Annotated in this window: 15 protein-coding genes; 4 read left to right on the top strand and 11 right to left on the bottom strand. The window is 31.4% G+C overall.

Translation table 11 applies throughout. The features are described from left to right. Positions 1-2: 2 nt before the first annotated feature. The 8 genes from D6T69_RS08000 to D6T69_RS07965 form a co-directional block, all read right to left on the bottom strand. Entirely contained in the window at positions 3-1,424 is a 1,422-nt protein-coding gene (locus D6T69_RS08000) for a DUF3526 domain-containing protein (protein WP_125067248.1), read from the bottom strand. After that, positions 1,421-2,851: a DUF3526 domain-containing protein gene (locus D6T69_RS07995; RefSeq protein ID WP_206197796.1), complete on the bottom strand. Its 1,431-nt coding sequence runs from the start codon at positions 2,849-2,851 to the stop codon at positions 1,421-1,423. The genes D6T69_RS08000 and D6T69_RS07995 overlap by 4 nt, the downstream gene beginning before the upstream one ends. Before the next feature lie 43 nt (positions 2,852-2,894). Next, complete coding sequence (locus D6T69_RS07990) at positions 2,895-3,596, bottom strand: ABC transporter ATP-binding protein (protein WP_125067247.1); 702 nt, start codon at positions 3,594-3,596, stop codon at positions 2,895-2,897. Positions 3,597-3,604: 8 nt separating this feature from the next. Next, a complete protein-coding gene (locus D6T69_RS07985) occupies positions 3,605-4,822 on the bottom strand; it encodes a DUF4374 domain-containing protein (protein WP_125067246.1) in 1,218 nt (405 codons plus the stop codon). Between the two features lie 22 nt (positions 4,823-4,844). Continuing rightward, positions 4,845-7,133 carry a TonB-dependent receptor gene (locus D6T69_RS07980; RefSeq protein ID WP_206197795.1) on the bottom strand — a complete coding sequence of 763 codons (2,289 nt, stop codon included), beginning with the start codon at positions 7,131-7,133 and terminating at the stop codon, positions 4,845-4,847. 101 nt (positions 7,134-7,234) lie between these two features. Continuing rightward, positions 7,235-8,149 (bottom strand): hypothetical protein, encoded by a 915-nt coding sequence (locus tag D6T69_RS07975; protein WP_125067245.1) that lies wholly within the window; start codon positions 8,147-8,149, stop codon positions 7,235-7,237. A 2-nt stretch (positions 8,150-8,151) separates the two neighbouring features. Beyond that, positions 8,152-8,634, bottom strand: a complete 483-nt coding sequence (locus D6T69_RS07970) for a glycine-rich domain-containing protein (RefSeq protein WP_125067244.1) — start codon at positions 8,632-8,634, stop codon at positions 8,152-8,154. Positions 8,635-9,369: 735 nt separating this feature from the next. Then, positions 9,370-9,618, bottom strand: a complete 249-nt coding sequence (locus D6T69_RS07965; RefSeq protein ID WP_125067243.1) for a hypothetical protein — start codon at positions 9,616-9,618, stop codon at positions 9,370-9,372. A 349-nt stretch (positions 9,619-9,967) separates the two neighbouring features. Here D6T69_RS07965 and D6T69_RS07960 point away from each other — a divergent pair, with 349 nt between their 5' ends. After that, positions 9,968-12,943, top strand: coding sequence for a DEAD/DEAH box helicase (locus D6T69_RS07960; protein ID WP_125067242.1), 2,976 nt, complete (start codon positions 9,968-9,970; stop codon positions 12,941-12,943). 235 nt (positions 12,944-13,178) lie between these two features. Here D6T69_RS07960 and rocD read toward each other — a convergent pair whose 3' ends face one another. Beyond that, the gene (rocD, locus tag D6T69_RS07955; protein ID WP_125067241.1) at positions 13,179-14,423 is read right to left on the bottom strand and encodes an ornithine--oxo-acid transaminase; all 1,245 of its coding nucleotides are present in this window, start codon (positions 14,421-14,423) and stop codon (positions 13,179-13,181) included. Positions 14,424-14,668: 245 nt separating this feature from the next. On the opposite strand from rocD, the gene D6T69_RS07950 reads away from it, so the two are divergent. Both D6T69_RS07950 and D6T69_RS07945 read left to right on the top strand, forming a co-directional pair. Next, positions 14,669-15,145 (top strand): lipocalin family protein, encoded by a 477-nt coding sequence (locus tag D6T69_RS07950; protein ID WP_125067240.1) that lies wholly within the window; start codon positions 14,669-14,671, stop codon positions 15,143-15,145. Between the two features lie 14 nt (positions 15,146-15,159). Then, a complete protein-coding gene (locus D6T69_RS07945; protein WP_125067239.1) occupies positions 15,160-15,855 on the top strand; it encodes an OmpA family protein in 696 nt (231 codons plus the stop codon). Between the two features lie 73 nt (positions 15,856-15,928). On the opposite strand, the gene D6T69_RS07940 is transcribed toward D6T69_RS07945, so the two are convergent. Together D6T69_RS07940 and D6T69_RS07935 are read right to left on the bottom strand one after the other, a co-directional pair. Further along, a complete protein-coding gene (locus D6T69_RS07940) occupies positions 15,929-16,306 on the bottom strand; it encodes a DUF6768 family protein (RefSeq protein ID WP_317125296.1) in 378 nt (125 codons plus the stop codon). A 5-nt stretch (positions 16,307-16,311) separates the two neighbouring features. Next, positions 16,312-16,857: an RNA polymerase sigma factor gene (locus D6T69_RS07935; RefSeq protein ID WP_125067237.1), complete on the bottom strand. Its 546-nt coding sequence runs from the start codon at positions 16,855-16,857 to the stop codon at positions 16,312-16,314. 136 nt (positions 16,858-16,993) lie between these two features. On the opposite strand from D6T69_RS07935, the gene rlmD reads away from it, so the two are divergent. Beyond that, positions 16,994-18,445, top strand: coding sequence for a 23S rRNA (uracil(1939)-C(5))-methyltransferase RlmD (gene rlmD / locus D6T69_RS07930; RefSeq protein WP_125067236.1), 1,452 nt, complete (start codon positions 16,994-16,996; stop codon positions 18,443-18,445). The last annotated feature ends 3 nt before the right edge of the window (positions 18,446-18,448 follow it).

Genomic DNA, 18,448 nt, shown 5'->3' with positions numbered 1-18,448 from the left:
TTTTAAGAAGTTATTTTTTTAAAAAAGACCAGTGATGTACCAAAAATTATAAAGGTTATAAGTATTACTTCTAATAAACTTTTTCCTATTCTTTGACTTTTAGTATAATCAGCATTCAACTTAAACTTAGGCAACCTTTCATAATCTCTTATTGTTATTTGCTTACCTAAAAACAATTTATTAAAATAAAAATTGGTAATATCTCTATGAAAAAGTTCAATTGATTGATAAAAGGATTGAAAAATTTCAGAATCCGTTTCAACTATTTCATTAAACATTCCTTGAGCATTTACTGCTGGATTTGCCCATCGAAATTTAGAAACCCATTCTTGTCTTAACTCAATTTGTTTAAAATACTCCTGTACTTCTTCTCTGTGATGATTATCATTAAGCGCAGTAAAAGATGCATAAGCCTTGGCCATTGTATTTACATCTATTAAAGATTTTGCTCCTTTTAAATCATCTCGGTAATCTAAATACTCAACAACTACAGCTTTAGCTTCTTCTATATTCTCTTCATTTTCAAGACTTCTTCTTCTAGTTATATCAGCTAATGAAGTATTGTCTATCGGATGTACAATATTTGCATATACATTTAATATTGCTGGGAAAACTATTAAAAAAAGTAACCATAAACCAGCAGCAGTAATGGCTGTTAATGAAGAATTCTTTTTAAAGCTTATTAAAAGAAACATTAAGGCAAACCAAAAGCTAAAATAACACAAGACTGCTAATAACCATAAACAGGCACTTAAAACACTTACTTTTTCAGCAACCGTAAAAGCTGTTATAGACAAAAGGACTCCTAACCCTAAAACTAAAACATAATAAAAAGCAATTCTAATTAAGAGGATTTTTCTTAGTCCTATAGATTGTAACCTTAATAAGGGTAACATTCCGTTTTCCTTCTCCTCTGCATATAATCCATAAGTAAAAGTTATGATAAGTAACGGAAACAAATAAACAAAAACAAACGATAGGTCTAAATTTCCAACATAGAGTTTAAGTGGGTTTGCTAGTTCATTTTCAAACAATTGATAATATAAACTCATTCCCGTTAACTTATAGTAATAAGGTTCTATATCTCTTTGCCCTAAAGACATGTGCGCTAAACCATGAGGAGGTAAAATTGCATGATATCCATGTCGATACCATGCATAGGCAGGCTTAGAAGCTATGTCAAATAACTGTTTATCTTTTAACGAAGTATGATTGGCATAAAAACTCTCTTTATACTGTTCAAATTCTTTCTTTTCAATATGTTTAACATTCTCAATTATTTTACGCTGCTCCGTTATTTTTGAATGCCCGTAATAAATAGCGTAAATTCCCAATAAAAACACGATGGTAAGCAAAACTATTTGAAACGTATTTCTAACGATTGAAATACCTTCACGTCTCCATAATAATATAGTTAATTTCATATCAATTTATTTTTGTGAGAAGAAGGTATTAATAAGAACATTATTAAAACCCAAAAAATTAATGACATTAATTCTATTCTGTAATTTTTAAAGATTTTCATTACACTTGGTGTACGATATTCTAGTCCAGAAACCGTTTCCCATAAATTTCTTCCTGCTTTGTACTCGTAAAACTCGCCATAACGTGAATTTACAGCCATATCATTATTCATTTTTCTCATTAATTTAAGGCGGTATACTTTTGTTTTTTCTTGAAAATCATTAAAACTGTACCCGTCTGTTGCTGCTAAAGCCATTGAAAAATTTCTTACTGAAATGTAAGGCGCAACAAACCCTATTATACTTCCTATTCTATTTTGATATTCAAACCTTCTGTTAAGAAGAGAATCATGAACTCTTTGTACTTTATAAGCATATTCTTCTCCCTCTTGCATTCGTATTGCTTCAAAATTTAGTGGTAATTGATGTAAAGAGTCTACTCCATATTTTTTTAAGTATTGTTCCTTTAATTTAACAAGTCTCTCTTCTTTAGAGCCATCCATAGGCAAACCCTTATCTATATCCTTTTTAATTTTTTCTTTATATGCTTTAAGAGATGGTAAAGGATATAAACTCTCTCCTATATTAGCCGAAGTTTTTGGAATAATAATACCAGTTGTAATCCAAAACATTAATAATGTTAGAAGAGAGTTTCGTGCATTTGAAGATTTAAAAGAAACCCAAACAGAAAAGTTTGTAAAAACAAATAAGTACCCAACATAAAGAAAAAAGAGAAATAAAACTCGTAAACCTACATCTTGCATTACTAAGCTATCATCTTCAATTATTCCTACAATATAAAGTCCTGTAAAAAATAATATTAATATAAGTAGGACTATTAAAAAATAAGCCAAAACTTTACCTAAATAAATAGATCTCATTGAAACTCCTTGCCCTATTAATAGCTTCAAGGTTCCTGTTTCTTTTTCCTTACTAAAAGTTTGAAAAGTGATGAATATAATAAGAAGTGGTAATAATAACTGAAGAACCAAAGCTGCACTCAATTCTCCAAAACGAGCCATGTTACCATATCCTTGTACAGGTCTAAACATAAACTCATGTGCATAATGTGCTTCTAAATAAACTGAGGTTCCTGTATACGTATCTAATCCAAAATCAAAAAGACTTAAAAGCGTTTTAGGCTTAAAAACATATGTCCCGTAATGAGCCGCAATATGCGGATGCTTATTTCCTTGTTCTAACCACTCAGCTCTTCTTTCTTCTTGAGCCTTTTTCACCATATCCATTTCCTGTTTATAAGCTATATGTCCAGCATAAAGTGAAAACCCTAAGAGGAACAAAATAATAGGAAACAAAATTTTTAAAGCATTTTGCCTTGCTATATTGGTAAGTTCTTTTTTAGCTATTAAAAATACTTGATGTATCATCTGTTTACATTTTTATTTTTTAGATGTAATAACTTATTACATACTATTCATGCATGTGTTTTAAGTACTTTTGTTCTAAATCATGAAAAGAAACTTGATTTGATTCCATCTTTTCAACCAAAACTCCTTCTTTCATAATACCAATATGTGTTCCTGTATCTTTAGCTCTAAAAAGATCGTGTGTTGCCATTAAAGTGGCTACTTTTTGTTGCTTCATGTTAAGTAGAAGCTCAGAAAACTCATTACTTGCTTTAGGGTCTAACCCAGATGTAGGCTCATCTAAAAGTAATACCTTGGCTCCTTTAGCTCTCGCTAAAGCAATCCCTACTTTTTGTCTCATTCCTTTAGAGTAACTACGAACTCTTTTCTTAATAAAATCTTTTTGTAAACCTGATTGTATTAATAAGTTTTCTAATGCTTCTTTTTCTATATCCACACCTTGTAGACCACAGAAAAAGTGAAGATTCTCCAGTCCTGTCATATATTGATACAACTGGAGATTTTCAGGAATATAAGACAACCATTTTTTTGTTTCTTGTGGGTTCTTTGTTACATCCAAACCATTAACAAAAGCGCTACCAGATGTAGGCTCTATAAAATTTAAAAACAAATTAATAGTTGTTGATTTTCCCGCACCGTTAGCTCCGAGCAAGCAAAAAATATCTCCTGCTTTAATATTTAAATTTAAACTATTCAAGGCGGTAAAATCACCGTATTTTTTTGTGAGATCTTGTGCTTTTAACATGGTGTATTCTATTCGTTATTAAAATCTTCAAGACCAGATATGTAACCACCTGTAGACGTAAACATTTTACTAGATGTGTTTGAACTGGTGTCAAAACTAAACACAGCATTTTCATCATTCGTTGCTGTCGTAAATAATAATTTTTGGTCTTTATAGGGAAGAATAATCATACTACGAGATCCATATGTGGTAGGAAGTCCTGGTACAGCCCCTAAACTCGACTTTTTTTGAACATCAATCTCAAAATATTTGAATTGAGGTTGTCCCGTTTGATACTCATAAAAATCACTTACTTCCTCTACTCTTGCTGTAAAACTTCTTCCATTAGGTGCATGATAAATTCCATAACATACATTTCCTGTTGCTTCTTGCATATTCATAAAATAATCTGGGTCAAAAGAAGTTTCTCCATTAGGTATTTTTAGTAAACCACTAGGGCTACTTCCACTACTCATTGTAGTTCCTAAACCTTGTACATAAATATCTCCATTAGTAGTTTTAACCATTCCTGCATTTGCTGCATGTCCGCCAAACACCATTCCTGTTCTTTTATCCGAAATTATTTTTTCTACCTTTTTCTCTTTTAAATCAATTACCGCTACATACGCCCAATCGTTTACTGGAGCAAAATTTTTCTCGTAATGTACTCCCATAAACAACTTTCCGTCACGCTCAATCATATCTGTATAATACGTACGTGTAGCTTCAGGAAATTTTTCTTTAATTAATGTTAAAGCTACTTCGTCTGTAATACGCATCGTAGTTGGATTGAAAATAATAAGTTTTGAAATCCCCCCTGCTACTGAAGCATACGCTACCTCCTTACTTTCAAAATAAAGGGCAGAAAAAGTATTTGCCCCAGGAACAACAATACGTTGATCTTCGACTGCATTTCCTTCTTCATTAAATGAATATTTTGCAAGGGTTGCAGGTGCGCCAAAAGGCAATGCATACAACTCTTTATTATAAGAAACGGTTCTTGTATTTCCTGTTAATTCTAAAGCCTTGTCATTTCCTATCGTTGAAAATTCTAAACTTGATTTTCCTTGAATATAAGAGGTCTGATTAGGAAATGCTCCACTTACTGTTGTAATCCCAAAATTAATAATTACTGGATCGGTTCCAACTGGTGAATTATCATCACTACTACACCCTATGAATGTAAAAACTAATACAAATGTGTAAAGTGATACTAAACTTATTTTTTTTAAGAATTGTGTTTTCATTTTTATTTATTGATGTTTATTTTTAATTTATAAATGTTCTAAGTGTTATATAAAATGCTCTTCCAGGACGTTGCACACTAAAGTTATCGAATACTTTTTCGTTAAATATATTGGTCGCTTCAGCAGTAACCGTCCATCTATTTTCCGGGTGAGAAAGAGTGATACCTAAATTTTGAGTAAATTGAGATGGAATGGTGTTTTTTAAATCTTTATTACCATCTACAGCCCAAAACAGATAAAATTCATTTACGTAGTTTGCAGACCACCATGCTGAAATATTATTTTTTGTGTGCAAGAAATTTTCTTTGTGGTAGCGTACTTCTGCATTTCCAAAAAAATAAGGAATATTAGGTAGTCTTGCATTAAAATAACGATTATCCACAGCCCCAGTAATATTTTTTGGTGAACGGTTTCGTAAATCTTGATAAGTAGCATTTGCTTTTACATCAAGAAAATCAACCGGACGATAGCGCAGCTCCATATCAACCCCAAGCGTACGTGATTTTAGTAAATTTTGATATTGGGAATAAAACTGTGAGGTTCGTAACCAAATAACATTGTTTGTTCCTCGATAAAAAAGATTCGTATCCCAATTAACCTTTCTTGTTTTTAGCTGAAAACCTAAATTAAGATTATGACTTTGTTCTGGCTCTAAGAATGGATTGGATTTTATTAAGGTAAAGTCTCCAAAAAGCTCCACTTCATCAGGAAGTCTCGTAGCATACTCGTAAGAAGACTTTACTAAAAAAGATTTTGTAAGATGGTAACGAAGCGATTGTAAAAATCCAAAATTAGATGTTTCTTGCTGGTTAGGAACAAAGTCAAGGTTTTTTATTTCATACCCATCCGCATCTAACCAAAAATGTTTTGCCGCTGTATAACCAGTTAAACTTTTTGAAAAACGGTGTTCATAAGCAATTCCTAAAGCGTTTTTAAAAAGCTGGGTTGGATTCTTAAAAAAATCTTCTCCATAAAACTCAGCCGCAATTGGATCTTCTCCTACTCTTCTAAACCAAGATGAAAAAAGATTCAACGTAAACTTTCCTTTTTCCCAAGGATAGTAGTTTAAATTAACTCGATTTAAAACATTTTGAGAGGTTAATTTTAAAGAATTTCGTGAGGCAGAAATTTCCCCACCATCTGTCCGTTTACGATATATTTTACCATCCCAAGTATAGGCATTTAGGGTAGTATCAATAAAATGTCCTCTGGTACGGTTATAAGCACTATACCATTTCATGTTCATTTTCTTTAAAATATTCTTTTTTTCATATTCTAAAGAAGTTCCAACTGTTGATTCACCATAAGTGGCTTCTCCATAAGGTTGAGCCATAATAGCATTGTGCTGTATATCATCGTCAAGTCCTGAATAACGCGCACTAAGAACCAATCGATCTGCATACTTTTTATCTAAAATTCCTACATAAACGTTTAAAAGATGGTTAGAATATTTATCATGAAACCGTTTAACTCTAGCAGGTATAGGGTTTCCTTGTTCGTTTGGTATTTCAACATCTACTTTATAGCTATTGTCAGAGTGATTAAAAAATGAATTCACCCCAAACATCCATTGATTGTCTGAACTCATCAATTGCGCATTTACGCTCATTTTATGGCTATTAAATGACCCTGCTGAATAGGAAACATCTAAGTAATCTGAATATGATTTTCTAGGAACTATATTAATCGCTCCTCCAAGCGCATCTGCTCCTAAATCTACAGGTACTACTCCCTTATAAACTTCAATTTGTTCTATTAAGTTTGAAGGCAATACGTTTAACCCTAATCCAGCTCCAAAATATGATAAAGGAATTCCATCTAGAAAAAAGGGTACCGATTTTCCAGTCATCCCATTTACATAGATTTTTGCATTGCTACCAAAGCCTCCTGTTTGTCGTACATTTACCCCTGAAATTTGTTTTACAATATCACTTGTATTAATGTTCCTCTCTCGAAACTTTTCCATTTGTAAAACTGATACGTTAGCTGTACTCTCTTTTAATCTTTGAGCTGTTGATTTTCCTTCAAGAGTTACCTCATTTAGCTGATTTTGCTCAGGCTTTAACTGAATAGTAAGTTTTATATTCGTTTTTTCACCTGAAGCATCTATTGTCTGGTAATTTGTTTTAAAACCTACATAAGATATTTTTAAGCTATATTTTCCTTTCGGAATCTTTTTAAATGTAAATTTTCCGTCCTCATTGGTTACTGCATTTTTATTAAGTTCTTGTATTTGGAGATGAGACTGAAATAAAGGAATCCCTAAATTGTCGGTTACTACTCCTGAAACTTTTACTGTTTGCGAATACAAAAAACTACTTGTTAATAGGCTAAAAAATAATATGCATATAATTTTTATGCTTTCTAATTTTTCAAAGTATAACATCTCTGATTTAAAATAATTTTTAGTCATTATAACCTTACTTGCTTTATCAGCCCTTCAGCTTCCATTTCTTTAAATATCTCTAATTCTTTTTTTGACAGGCTATTTTTAGTGAGTAATCCATCGGCTTTATCCCATAATTCTTTTGCTTCTGATGTAAGAGAAAAAGCTTCATCTGTATCTTTCTTCATGAGATAATTTAGTTCTGGTGATTTACTAACTAATAGTATTTCGTGATTTTTTATTAAGTGTATAGGTTTCTCTTCTAATAATGGCACTATTTCTCGTTCTTCATTGTAAAGTAAAAAAGTATTTCCTGTTGAAATTGAAAGCGATTTTGTTTCATTTGGATTCATTTCAAAAGCTTCCATTTCTGTTTTCATACAACCTTCAGAGTTGATAAAGCACCTTACTATTTTTACTGGAGTTTTCTCTTTTGAATGATTGTAAACCATTGCTATTTTTTCTTCTTTTTTTACATTGATTAATGAGATTTTTTCTACCCAAAAATGATCATCTAAGTGAGTTTTTGAGTACTTTATATTTCCATTATTATGCACCTCGGACACGAGAGTATATTTTCCTAGAGGAGCATTATCGGGAACGTTATATGTAAAATAATAATGGCGACCAGCTTGTATGTTTGTAAGAATTTCTACAAGTTTTTCACGTTTACAAGCTCCTTCTAAATATGAAGCCAACACTAAAAGCGGAGTGTTTTTGTTTAAATATTTTAATTTTTGTGGTACTACTTCCTTATTTTCATTTTCTTCTGGAAAAGCAACAACATGATCTTCAAAAAGCATTGTTACATTACCTTTAGGATCTTTTACTCCTATTTTTACCAATGGACATAAGTGTTTATCTTTTAAGTGTGCTGTATTAAAGTTCCAATGAATGGTAACAGTGGTACCTTGAATGGTTCTTTTGGGAAAAATGCTCATTCTTATTTTTTCAATTTTTTAATATTTTCTTTGCTGTATTTTTGAGGGTATACTTTAAACCATTTTACCATGGTTTCTTCACCTAAATAATCGTAGGTTGTAGACAACAAAAATTCCAATTTCTTGAGGTACTCTTCTTTTGCTTCATCTGGCGCAATTCTCATGGCCTCTCTTCTTTCATCTTTTTCTTTTTTAGTTGCAGGAAGATGATGAAAGTAAGACGTGTTTAAGTATTCTTTACTTAACTTATGGTAAAGTGGTGTAAACAGTATAAGATTGTGCCACATTTCGTCTATAATTAATAAATCATCTGGAATGAAGACTCCTGGAATTTGACTTATGTACAAAAACTTCAAGGTTTCCATTAATATATCTTCTGCTTCAGTTTCTGTAACATCATACATATCTAAAAACCTAGATATTACATTTTCATCACTAAAAGCTAGGAGTTTATCTAATTGTTCTTCTGTAACTTTTCCTTTCATTATATTTAACTGTTTTTACTTTTAAAAAAACGGTAGGATAAATTCCTACCGCTATAAATTTGCGGACTATAAAGTGTTAACACAGTGTCCACAATTACTACAATGTGTAGTTCCAGCTGCTTGCTTAGACTTATCAGCTAAAATTTCTGAAATCATTGATTCTTTGGTTTTCATAATTAAAAATTTTAAAGTTTGGCCTACTCTATTCTATAAGGTTTTCAGCATCCCCTTTGTTGCAACTTCTTTAATATTATGGTATACAAATCCAATAGAATTCCTAGGCTTTTCAAAATGAGACTTAGTCTTTTGAAAAACTGAAAGATTTCTGTAAAGATTCTTTTGAAATTTAAATTTTAGTAATAACCTATGCTCTAGTATATTTAGATACTTTTCTTACTTCTTATATTATCTAATGTCTATAACTGTTTAAAACCCTTAAAAACATGTAAAGACATCTAAGCTGCTATAATATATTTTAGATAAGATAATCCTGCATCTAAATATACTACGAGCTATTCCTTTAAAACAATAAAGAAAATAGGTTATTAAAATAAAAACAAAGTGGTGGTAAGAGCTTTTAAGCTAGTATTTTCTCTCCTCTTTAAAACTGAGATATCACAACAACCTATCTCTTATTCATCACAAGCATTATTTAAGCTAACACTCTATAACAGCTCAAATACTTGAATAAAAAAACGTTAATAAGAAAAAGATTAAATGTAAAAATAAAAACTCTTACACTAAAAAAGGTGGTGGTCTAGAAAAAAGTTGCTCCGCAGTAATAGTACCTGAAATAATAAAATCATAACTTTTAATTACTTCTTTCTGAACAACGTGCTCAGTGTTTTCTACTGAAAAATCTAGAGTATCAGGAGTAACTAACGGAGTTAAATCACTTGCAACTGTATGGTCACATATAGTACAGTGTGATGTATGGTCTTTATCGTCTGTATGGGATAGCACGTGCAACCCGCCTACTTTCATTGATAGAAACAGGACAAGAAATAAATATGTAATGCTATTTTTTAAACGATTACTTTCCATTTGGTCACGAATATAATAAATTAAATTATATAAACACATATTTTTTTTACTTCTTAAGTTTTATTACAAACTTTCGTAGTTAAACTAACTATTTTTATGGAAAACTATGCATAGTGTAAAGCAACATCTTAACAACAATTTTTAATTTACTGAAAACAAACCCACTATCCTCTCTCCTATTTTTTCGTTAATAAAAAGCTAGTAAAAACTATTTTTTCACCCGTTGAATATAGTATTTTCGCACCCTTTCTTACAGAAAAAATCACATTTCAAGGGTACGAGAACAACTATGAACGACGAAAAAAACTGGTTACAATATTATAAAAACAGCTTATCTGATAGTGAAAATTTAGCTATCGACATTAGTAAAATAAAAAACCTTTTTCATCAAAAATCATCCGATTTAAGTAACGCACTCATCAACTCTAAACAAGCAGGTCAACTATTAGATGTTGAAGAACGTAGAATTAATCGGTTAAAAGGAATTACTAAAAAAGACAATCCTAAGTGGCATAAAGTAGAAGAAACTAAAATATTAATAGCTCCTTTTCATTTAGTATATCAAACGGATAATACAAAATTTAAACAACGTACTATTCACCCTTTTTGGATTAGTGCTATTGTAAATCGTTCAGGACAATTATCAGCTCCAAAAGATGGATTTCCCTTAATCGTTCGTAACTATCTAACTCCTATGGCAGATGTTAAGAACGATTTTATCTTCTCTTCTATCGATACCGTTTTAGATGCCAAAGACCTAGATGCTCCCGATTTTGAAAATAGCGAAGAACCTATACCTTGGGATGAATACTGGAACTATATTAACGAAGTGTTTTCTGCGATAACTTTTAGCAACCTATATCGTTATCAAGTAGAACGCTACACTACACAGTATGAGCTTACTTATTTCGCTTTAAGCTCTAAAATATCTACAGCAAAAAGTATTTTATTCCTATACGAAAACTTACTTAAAAATACGGATGAGTTGCCTGTACTCTCTAAAATTATCAATCCATATACTAGAGAGCGGCAAGAAGCCATTACCGATAACGGATTTTTAGTGTATAACCATTTACATTTAGGGCAAATGTCAAATAAATTCCCACTTTCCGTTAGTCAACGTAAAACATTGTTATCGTATTTGGTAGCCGAAGAAAATGCGGTTACCGCTGTAAATGGACCTCCAGGAACTGGAAAAACTACGCTATTGCAAAGCTTAGTTGCTACCGAGTTTGTAAAAGCTGCTATTAACGGTGAAGAAGCTCCTATAATTTTAGCATGCTCTAACAACAACCAAGCAGTAACGAATATTATTGATAGTTTTATCAATTCTGAAAGTACCATGGGAGAATTAGCCAATCGTTGGATTCCTGATTTTAACGGATATGCAACCTACCTCCCTTCCAGTTCAAAAAGTGAGAAAAAACTAGCCAACATCAATTACTTAAAAGGGAATTTATTTGGTCATGAAGGAACACTTTGTAATCTGGAGAATGAAAAATATATCTCTGAAGCTGAATATTATTTTTTAACAAACTACTGTCAGTATTTCAATACCCAAACAAATTCACTTGACGATGTTTGTAACCATCTACAAGAAGAAATCATTGGTATCCAAAATATTTTAGCCGATGGTGTTGACTTCTCTAGAAACTATATAAATGCTGTAAATTATATTAACAGCATACTTGTACACGAAGAAGATTTTGTTCAAAAAAGTACGTTTAAAATTTCCAAACTACAAGAATGGAGAACTGTTTTAAACGATTTAAAAACATCGACAAAAGACACTGATTTTATTGATAAAGTAAAACACTATTTTATTGATGAAACCCAGTTTGAATCAAGAAATGCTGAACACATTTTTAAGACTACCGCTGAAACACTGTTGGATGCTAAAAAAGCAGCAGCATATATAAAAGAATGTACCAACAATGTAAATCTGTTACTGCAATCACATTTAAGCCTAAAAAATTGGAAGTACGAAAATAACATCAAAGGATTTCCTTTTGTTTCAGAAGAACAAATGTGGGCATATGAATATGAAAAAATTAAAACTAACGATGCAACACAGCGTTTCTTTTATGATGAGTTAGATATTGATTTACGCCATAAAGCATTCTTATTCGCAACCCATTATTGGGAAGCTCGCTGGTTACTAGAAACTAGAGAAATGTTAGAAGAGAACACCGAAAAAGGAACAGGAGAATATGCTATTAAAGCAAAATGGAAACGAAGAGCTATGCTTACCCCTTGTTTTGTTGCTACCTTTTACACAGCACCAAGTCACTTTTTATACAGTCAATTTCAAGGAGAAAACGAAAATGGAAAACCTATTTTTGAATATTTACCGCTATACAACTTTTTAGATTTATTAATCATTGATGAAGCTGGTCAGGTTACTCCAGAAGTAAGTATCCCTGTATTTTCATTAACTCAAAAAGCCTTTGTAGTAGGTGATTTACAACAAATTGAGCCTATTTGGTCTATTCCTAAAAAAATTGACCAAGGAAACTTAACAAGCCTTGATATTATTGAAAATCAAAATGACGCACATTTAGACGAATTAGGCTTTTTAGCTTCTAGTGGAAGCATTATGAAAATGGCTCAAAATGCTTGCGAATTTGAAACACCATTACCCGCTAAAAAAGAACAAGGATTGGTTTTATTGGAGCACAGACGATGTAACGATGAAATTATTAGTTTTTGTAACGAATTGGCATACGATGGTATTTTAAAACCTATGAAAGGAAAGGCGAAAGAAAATCAAGCATTTCCATCAATGATGGCATATCATATAGAAGGAGTTAGTGAGCGCAAATACAACAGTCGTCAAAACATTAGTGAAGTAAAAGCCATAATTTCTTGGTTACAACAAAACAAAGAAACCATTCAAGAAGCATACGATGTAGACGCTATTGAACCTGTTTTAGGAATTATTACTCCTTTTGCAAGTCAGAAAGGAGAATTATCAAAAGCCTTAACCGATGCGGGTTATAAAGTAAGTGATATTAAACTAGGTACTGTACACGCATTACAAGGTGCAGAACGAAACATTATCTTGTTCAGCTCTGTATATTCTAATGATGATGAAGGAACCTTGTTTTTTGAAAAAGACAATAAGCCCAACATGCTAAATGTAGCAGTTTCTAGAGCCAAAGAAAGCTTTATTCTTTTTGGAGACACTCGAATTTTTGATGAAACCAAAAACACACCTTCAGGAATTTTAAAAAGACATTTAAACATTTATGAAATGGCTAACTAATTATGTTTTTGTACACCAAAAAAAATCATCACTAAAAAAGTGTACAACACTTGTACACCAGAAAAATTATCAACTTAAAAAGTTGTACAGAAAAGCACCTAACTTGCTATTAAGCATTTTTAATAACATTTAGAAAAATGTTAGTTTCATATTTTAGTTATTAAAAACTAATAAATAACAACAAAAAAAGGAACGATTAAATCGTTCCTTTTTTTTAATATACAATACTGTAAGCTTATTTTTTAAACTCAGTAATAGTCTTCTTAATAATATTAATACAGTCTCTTAATTGTTCTTCATTCATTACTAATGGTGGTGCAAAACGAATAATGTTTCCGTGTGTTGGTTTTGCTAATAATCCGTTATCACGTAATTCCATACAAATATCCCAAGCAGTTGAGCTATCTTCAGTATCATTAATTACAATAGCATTTAATAACCCTTTACCACGTACTAACGTTACTAACTCGTTTTCTTTAGCAAACTCAGCTAACTCTTCTCTAAAGATTTTACCTAAACGCTCAGCATTCCCAGCTAATTTTTCTTCTTTAACTACTTCTAAAGCCGCTATAGCTACTGCTGCTGCAACTGGATTTCCTCCAAAAGTAGAACCGTGGTTACCAGGTCTAATAACATTCATAATGCTATCATTTGCTAATACTGCAGATACTGGATATGCTCCTCCACTTAATGCTTTACCTAAAATTAAAATATCTGGCTGTACATTTTCGTGGTTCACTGCTAATAACTGACCTGTACGCGCAATACCTGTTTGTACTTCATCTGCTATAAATAATACATTATGCTTTTCACATAACGCTTTCGCTGCTGCTAAATATCCTTCAGAAGGTACATATACGCCAGCCTCTCCTTGAATAGGTTCAGCCATAAAACCAGCAATGTTATCATTGTTTTCTAATGCTTCTTCTAAAGCTTGTAAGTTATCGTACTCAATTTTGATAAATCCATCAGTAAATGGTCCAAAATTCTTACGCGCTACAGGATCATTTGAAAAAGAAATAATGGTAGTTGTTCTTCCGTGGAAGTTATTTTTACAAACAATAATTTGCGCCTCATTCTCCTCAATTCCTTTTACTTCATATGCCCATTTTCTACAAATTTTTAAGGCAGTCTCAACAGCTTCTGCTCCCGTATTCATTGGTAATAATTTATCAAAACCAAAGTATTCAGTTGCAAACTTTTCATACTTTCCTAACATATCGTTATAAAAAGCACGAGATGTTAATGTTAATGTTTGCGCTTGGTTTACCATTGCCCCTACAATTTTTGGGTGACAGTGTCCTTGGTTTACTGCGGAATAAGCCGATAAAAAATCATAATATTTTTTTCCTTCAACATCCCATACATATACTCCTTCTCCTTTACTCAATACTACTGGTAATGGATGGTAGTTATGTGCTCCGTATTTGTTTTCTAAGTCAATCGCTTGTTGCGAAGTTAATTGGTCTAAAACAGCCATTTTTCTTAATTTTTTAAAATTTATAAAATAACCATTCCTTATCTACCTTTATCCTTTCGAAAAAGAAGTTTCGAAAATTCAGCGTGGGAAAGAAATCATCCCTAACTACAAAATTATTAAATTTAAGTGACTTTCATAGACTTTGGAGGGTCTAAAAAAATAAATGCCTTAACTTTTTGGTTTACAATAAAACCATAGTTAATCAGTTTTTTTTATCTTTAAAGAAATTAACTAAATATCATTTTATGAAAAGAATCTTATTTTTATTACTGCTTTCAATAGCTGTAATTGGGTGTAAATCTACATCTGTAACTAACACTAAACTTGACAACAAAACTGAACGAATGCTTAAAGGTAATTGGACCATTACTGCTGTAAACTTTCCAGGTTCAAACTACCTAAAAGTAAACTCATTTAATTTAGAAGACTCTAGCTGCTTTATTGGTAGTAACTGGAGTTTTGTTTCAAACAACAACAAAGGAGAAATGAGCTTAAACAATCCAAGTACAGACTGTAAAGACTTTAGCTCTCCGATTACATGGTATGTTAATAAAGATGGAAATTTTGTATTAAAAATTATTAATACCCACAAAGCTAAAGACGTTAATACTGGATATATTTTAAGATTACGTAACGTTACTGAAACTAGCTTTGACTTAATTGACCAAGTTAATGTTGCAGGACAAGTAAAAGATATTACATATTCATTTCAAAGACAATAATTAATAAAAGCATTATGAAAAAATCAATCATTTATAGTTTATCAATTTTATTTTTAGCTGGTACTATTTTTACTTCTTGTAAATCTATTCAAAACGCTAATAACACTCAAAAAGGTGCCGCTATTGGTACAGCTGCTGGTGCTGTAATAGGTGCTGTAATAGGTAACAATGTAGGAAGCAAAAACAACTCTGAATTAGGCGCTATTTTAGGTGGTGTTGTAGGTGGTGTTGCTGGTGGTGTTATTGGTAACCAAATGGATAAGCAAGCTCGTGAAATTGAAGAGGCTTTACCAGGTGCTGAAGTAGAAAGAGTTGGAGAAGGTATAAAACTTACCTTAGGTGAAAATGCTGTTAGATTTGCTACTAACAAAGCTACTTTAACTTCTACTGCACAAGCTAACTTAGATAAGTTAGTTCCTGTATTTAAAGATTATGAGAACACTAATATTGTAATTTACGGTTATACAGATAGTACTGGTGCTGTTGATTACAACCAAAAACTTTCAGAAAAAAGAGCTAATTCAGTAAGAAATTACTTAGCTGGCAAAGGGTTAAACAATAGTCGTTTTGAAACTAAAGGACTAGGAGTTAAAGATCCTATTGCTACTAACGATACTGCTGAAGGAAGAAGTAAAAACAGACGTGTTGAGTTTGCGATTGTTGCAAACGAACAAATGATAAAAGAAGCTAAAAAAGAAGCAGGTCAATAAAAAAGCCTTCACAACAAAGATTAAAGACTACTCTAAATGAGTAGTCTTTTTTATTTATAAAAACTCTAATAGTCTATACTTTACTAGACAACGAAGATATCTGTAACTCTAACCTTTTTACTTCTCTAATAATTGCTTTTTTATCCATTTGCATCCAAGCAAAAATCTTTAACATACTTACTCCTACTAAAAAAACTATAGTACCTGTTGCCCATTTAATTAACTCTTTAGTTTCTTCAGCCTGAAAAAAATGCACAATACAATAAATAAACAACCCAAAAAACACCAAGGTAACAACATTCATCACATACATAATCCATTTATTTTTCCCTTCAAATAACCCTCCTACCATTTCTAAAACATTTTGTTCTTCTAGTTCATCATAAAATTTTGCTTCTTCTTTTGATAATGTCTCTTTTATTAATGCATCAATATCTTCTAATTTACTCATGATTTCTATTTTTTAATAATTAGTTTTAACTTCTCTCTTGCATGAAACAACCTAGATTTTGCTGTTCCTACTGATATGTTTAACAACTCAGCTATCTCTTTTAAAGAATAACATTGTTTATAAAAAAGCTCGATAACTATTTTTTGATTTTTAGGAAGTGCTGCTATTGCCTCTTTTATTTTTTCCTTATAAAAAGTAATATCACCATCATCCTCACTAATATTAACCCTAAATTGCTCTTGATGATATTTTTTTAAGCTTTTAGTTCTTCTTTGATTTGAGCGTAAATAATCTATCGATTTTCGATTCACAATACTTATTGCCCAAGATTTAAACTTTGTTGGATCTTTTAAATAAGTAAGACTATCAAAAATAACCTTCCAACTCTCTTGTGCTATATCTTTAGCAACATCAGTATCTTTCACCATCCAAAAAGCAAATTTGCAGAACTGTAAATGCCATTTTTTAACCAAAACATTGAATGCCTTTTTGTTTCCTGATTGATATGCTAAAACCAAATTTGTATCGGTTATATTTTCCAAGTTTTTCATAATTGATTACACCTCATAGACGTAGAAAAAATAAAAAGGTTCAATTTTCTCTTAAAAATAAGAATTAATGTTTGAGTTTAAAGTTACACAAACCATATCTTTTCCTAATTTTGCACACTATAAATCATAGTATAGAATGCCAAGAAGAGAGCGAAATAAATTTGTAAAAAGAGGACAAATCATTGAAATTTTAATTGAAGATTATGCCTTCGGCGGAAAAGGAATTGGAAGAATACGTTCAGAAGAAGGTGTTTTTGTAGTTTTTGTTCCTAACACTTTACCAGGACAGTTAGTAAAAGCACGTGTAGACAAGTCAAAGAAAAAGTATGCAGAATGTAAATTAATAGATGTTTTAAAACATTCTAATGACGAAGTAACTATTCCTTATCAAGATATTCCTGGAGCACCTTACATTCAATTGCCTATAGATTTACAACACAAATACAAGCAAGAAAGTACTTTATCTTTATTTAAGCGTATTGGTAAAGTTGAAAATATTGAAGATTTATTTGATGAATTTATCGCTTCTCCTAATGTATTCCACTATAGAAATAAAATGGAATATGGTTTTTCTGCCATTGGTTACGACCGTGAAAACAAAACCGATGTAGATGAATTTACTTTAGGTTTTAAACGTCGCGGTGTTTGGTGGATGGGTGATAACCTAGAAAAAGATTCTGGTTTATTTGACAAACAAGTTGAAGATAACATCAAAAACATTAGAGAATATTGTAAAAAAACTGGTTTAGCGCCTTGGCACGGGCCTAAAAAAGAAGGTTTCTTTAGGTATTTTGTGGTAAGAAAATCATACAAAACCAACAAATTATTATTCAACTTAGTAACCACTTCTCACGATTTATCAAAATTTGATTTAAAAGAGTTTGCTAACTATTTAGTAGAGTTATTTGGCGATAGAGTTGCTGGTTTATTACATACTATTAATGACGAAACTGGCGACAGAACCATAGCTACTTCAGGAAGTGTAAAATTAGTATACGGAAAAGATAAAATTGTAGAAGAATTATTAGGTTTAAATTTTGAAATCAGCATGAAAAGCTTTTTTCAAACCAATCCTAAATCTGCCGAAAAACTATATACCAAAGTAGTTGATTATGCGTTAGAAAACAAAGATGCAATTGACAATACCGTAGTGATGGACTTATTCTGTGGAACAGGAACTATTGGACAAATTATTGCTTCAAAATCGAATAACACTAAAATTGTTGGTGTAGATATTGTAGCTTCTGCTATTGAAGACGCTAAGAAAAATGCAGAACGTAACAATATTGAAGGTTTACAATTTTATGCAGCTGATGTAGGAAAGTTCTTAAACGAACACCCACAATATAAAAATAAGATAAGAACCATTATTTTAGATCCAGCTCGTGCGGGTATTGCACCAAAAACGCTTAAGAAAATCATAAACTTAAATGCAGATAGAATGGTTTATGTATCTTGTAACCCTGCAACACAAGCTCGTGATACCGAAGAGTTGATGAAAAACGGATATCAATTAAAAAAGATTAGTTTAGTAGATCAATTTCCACATACATCACACATAGAAACGGTGGTTTTATTTGAAAAATAAAAA

The organism is Tenacibaculum singaporense (genome assembly GCF_003867015.1).
In the GTDB taxonomy this organism is placed as follows: Bacteria; Bacteroidota; Bacteroidia; order Flavobacteriales; family Flavobacteriaceae; genus Polaribacter; species Polaribacter singaporensis.
The sequence above is the reverse complement of the archived record's forward strand: the minus strand, read 5'-3'. Positions and strand labels throughout refer to the sequence as shown.

Bases quoted from the DNA above. Each gene is read 5' to 3' on its own strand.
- D6T69_RS07985 (WP_125067246.1), bottom strand. From the start codon at position 4,822: ATGAAAACACAATTCTTAAAAAAAATAAGTTTAGTATCACTTTACACA.
- D6T69_RS07950 (WP_125067240.1), top strand. From the start codon at position 14,669: ATGAAAAGAATCTTATTTTTATTACTGCTTTCAATAGCTGTAATTGGG.
- D6T69_RS07970 (WP_125067244.1), bottom strand. From the start codon at position 8,634: ATGAAAGGAAAAGTTACAGAAGAACAATTAGATAAACTCCTAGCTTTT.
- rocD (WP_125067241.1), bottom strand. From the start codon at position 14,423: ATGGCTGTTTTAGACCAATTAACTTCGCAACAAGCGATTGACTTAGAA.
- D6T69_RS07945 (WP_125067239.1), top strand. From the start codon at position 15,160: ATGAAAAAATCAATCATTTATAGTTTATCAATTTTATTTTTAGCTGGT.
- D6T69_RS07995 (WP_206197796.1), bottom strand. From the start codon at position 2,851: ATGATACATCAAGTATTTTTAATAGCTAAAAAAGAACTTACCAATATA.
- D6T69_RS07965 (WP_125067243.1), bottom strand. From the start codon at position 9,618: ATGAAAGTAGGCGGGTTGCACGTGCTATCCCATACAGACGATAAAGAC.
- D6T69_RS07940 (WP_317125296.1), bottom strand. From the start codon at position 16,306: ATGAGTAAATTAGAAGATATTGATGCATTAATAAAAGAGACATTATCA.
- D6T69_RS07990 (WP_125067247.1), bottom strand. From the start codon at position 3,596: ATGTTAAAAGCACAAGATCTCACAAAAAAATACGGTGATTTTACCGCC.
- D6T69_RS07935 (WP_125067237.1), bottom strand. From the start codon at position 16,857: ATGAAAAACTTGGAAAATATAACCGATACAAATTTGGTTTTAGCATAT.
- D6T69_RS07960 (WP_125067242.1), top strand. From the start codon at position 9,968: ATGAACGACGAAAAAAACTGGTTACAATATTATAAAAACAGCTTATCT.
- D6T69_RS07975 (WP_125067245.1), bottom strand. From the start codon at position 8,149: ATGAGCATTTTTCCCAAAAGAACCATTCAAGGTACCACTGTTACCATT.
- D6T69_RS08000 (WP_125067248.1), bottom strand. From the start codon at position 1,424: ATGAAATTAACTATATTATTATGGAGACGTGAAGGTATTTCAATCGTT.
- rlmD (WP_125067236.1), top strand. From the start codon at position 16,994: ATGCCAAGAAGAGAGCGAAATAAATTTGTAAAAAGAGGACAAATCATT.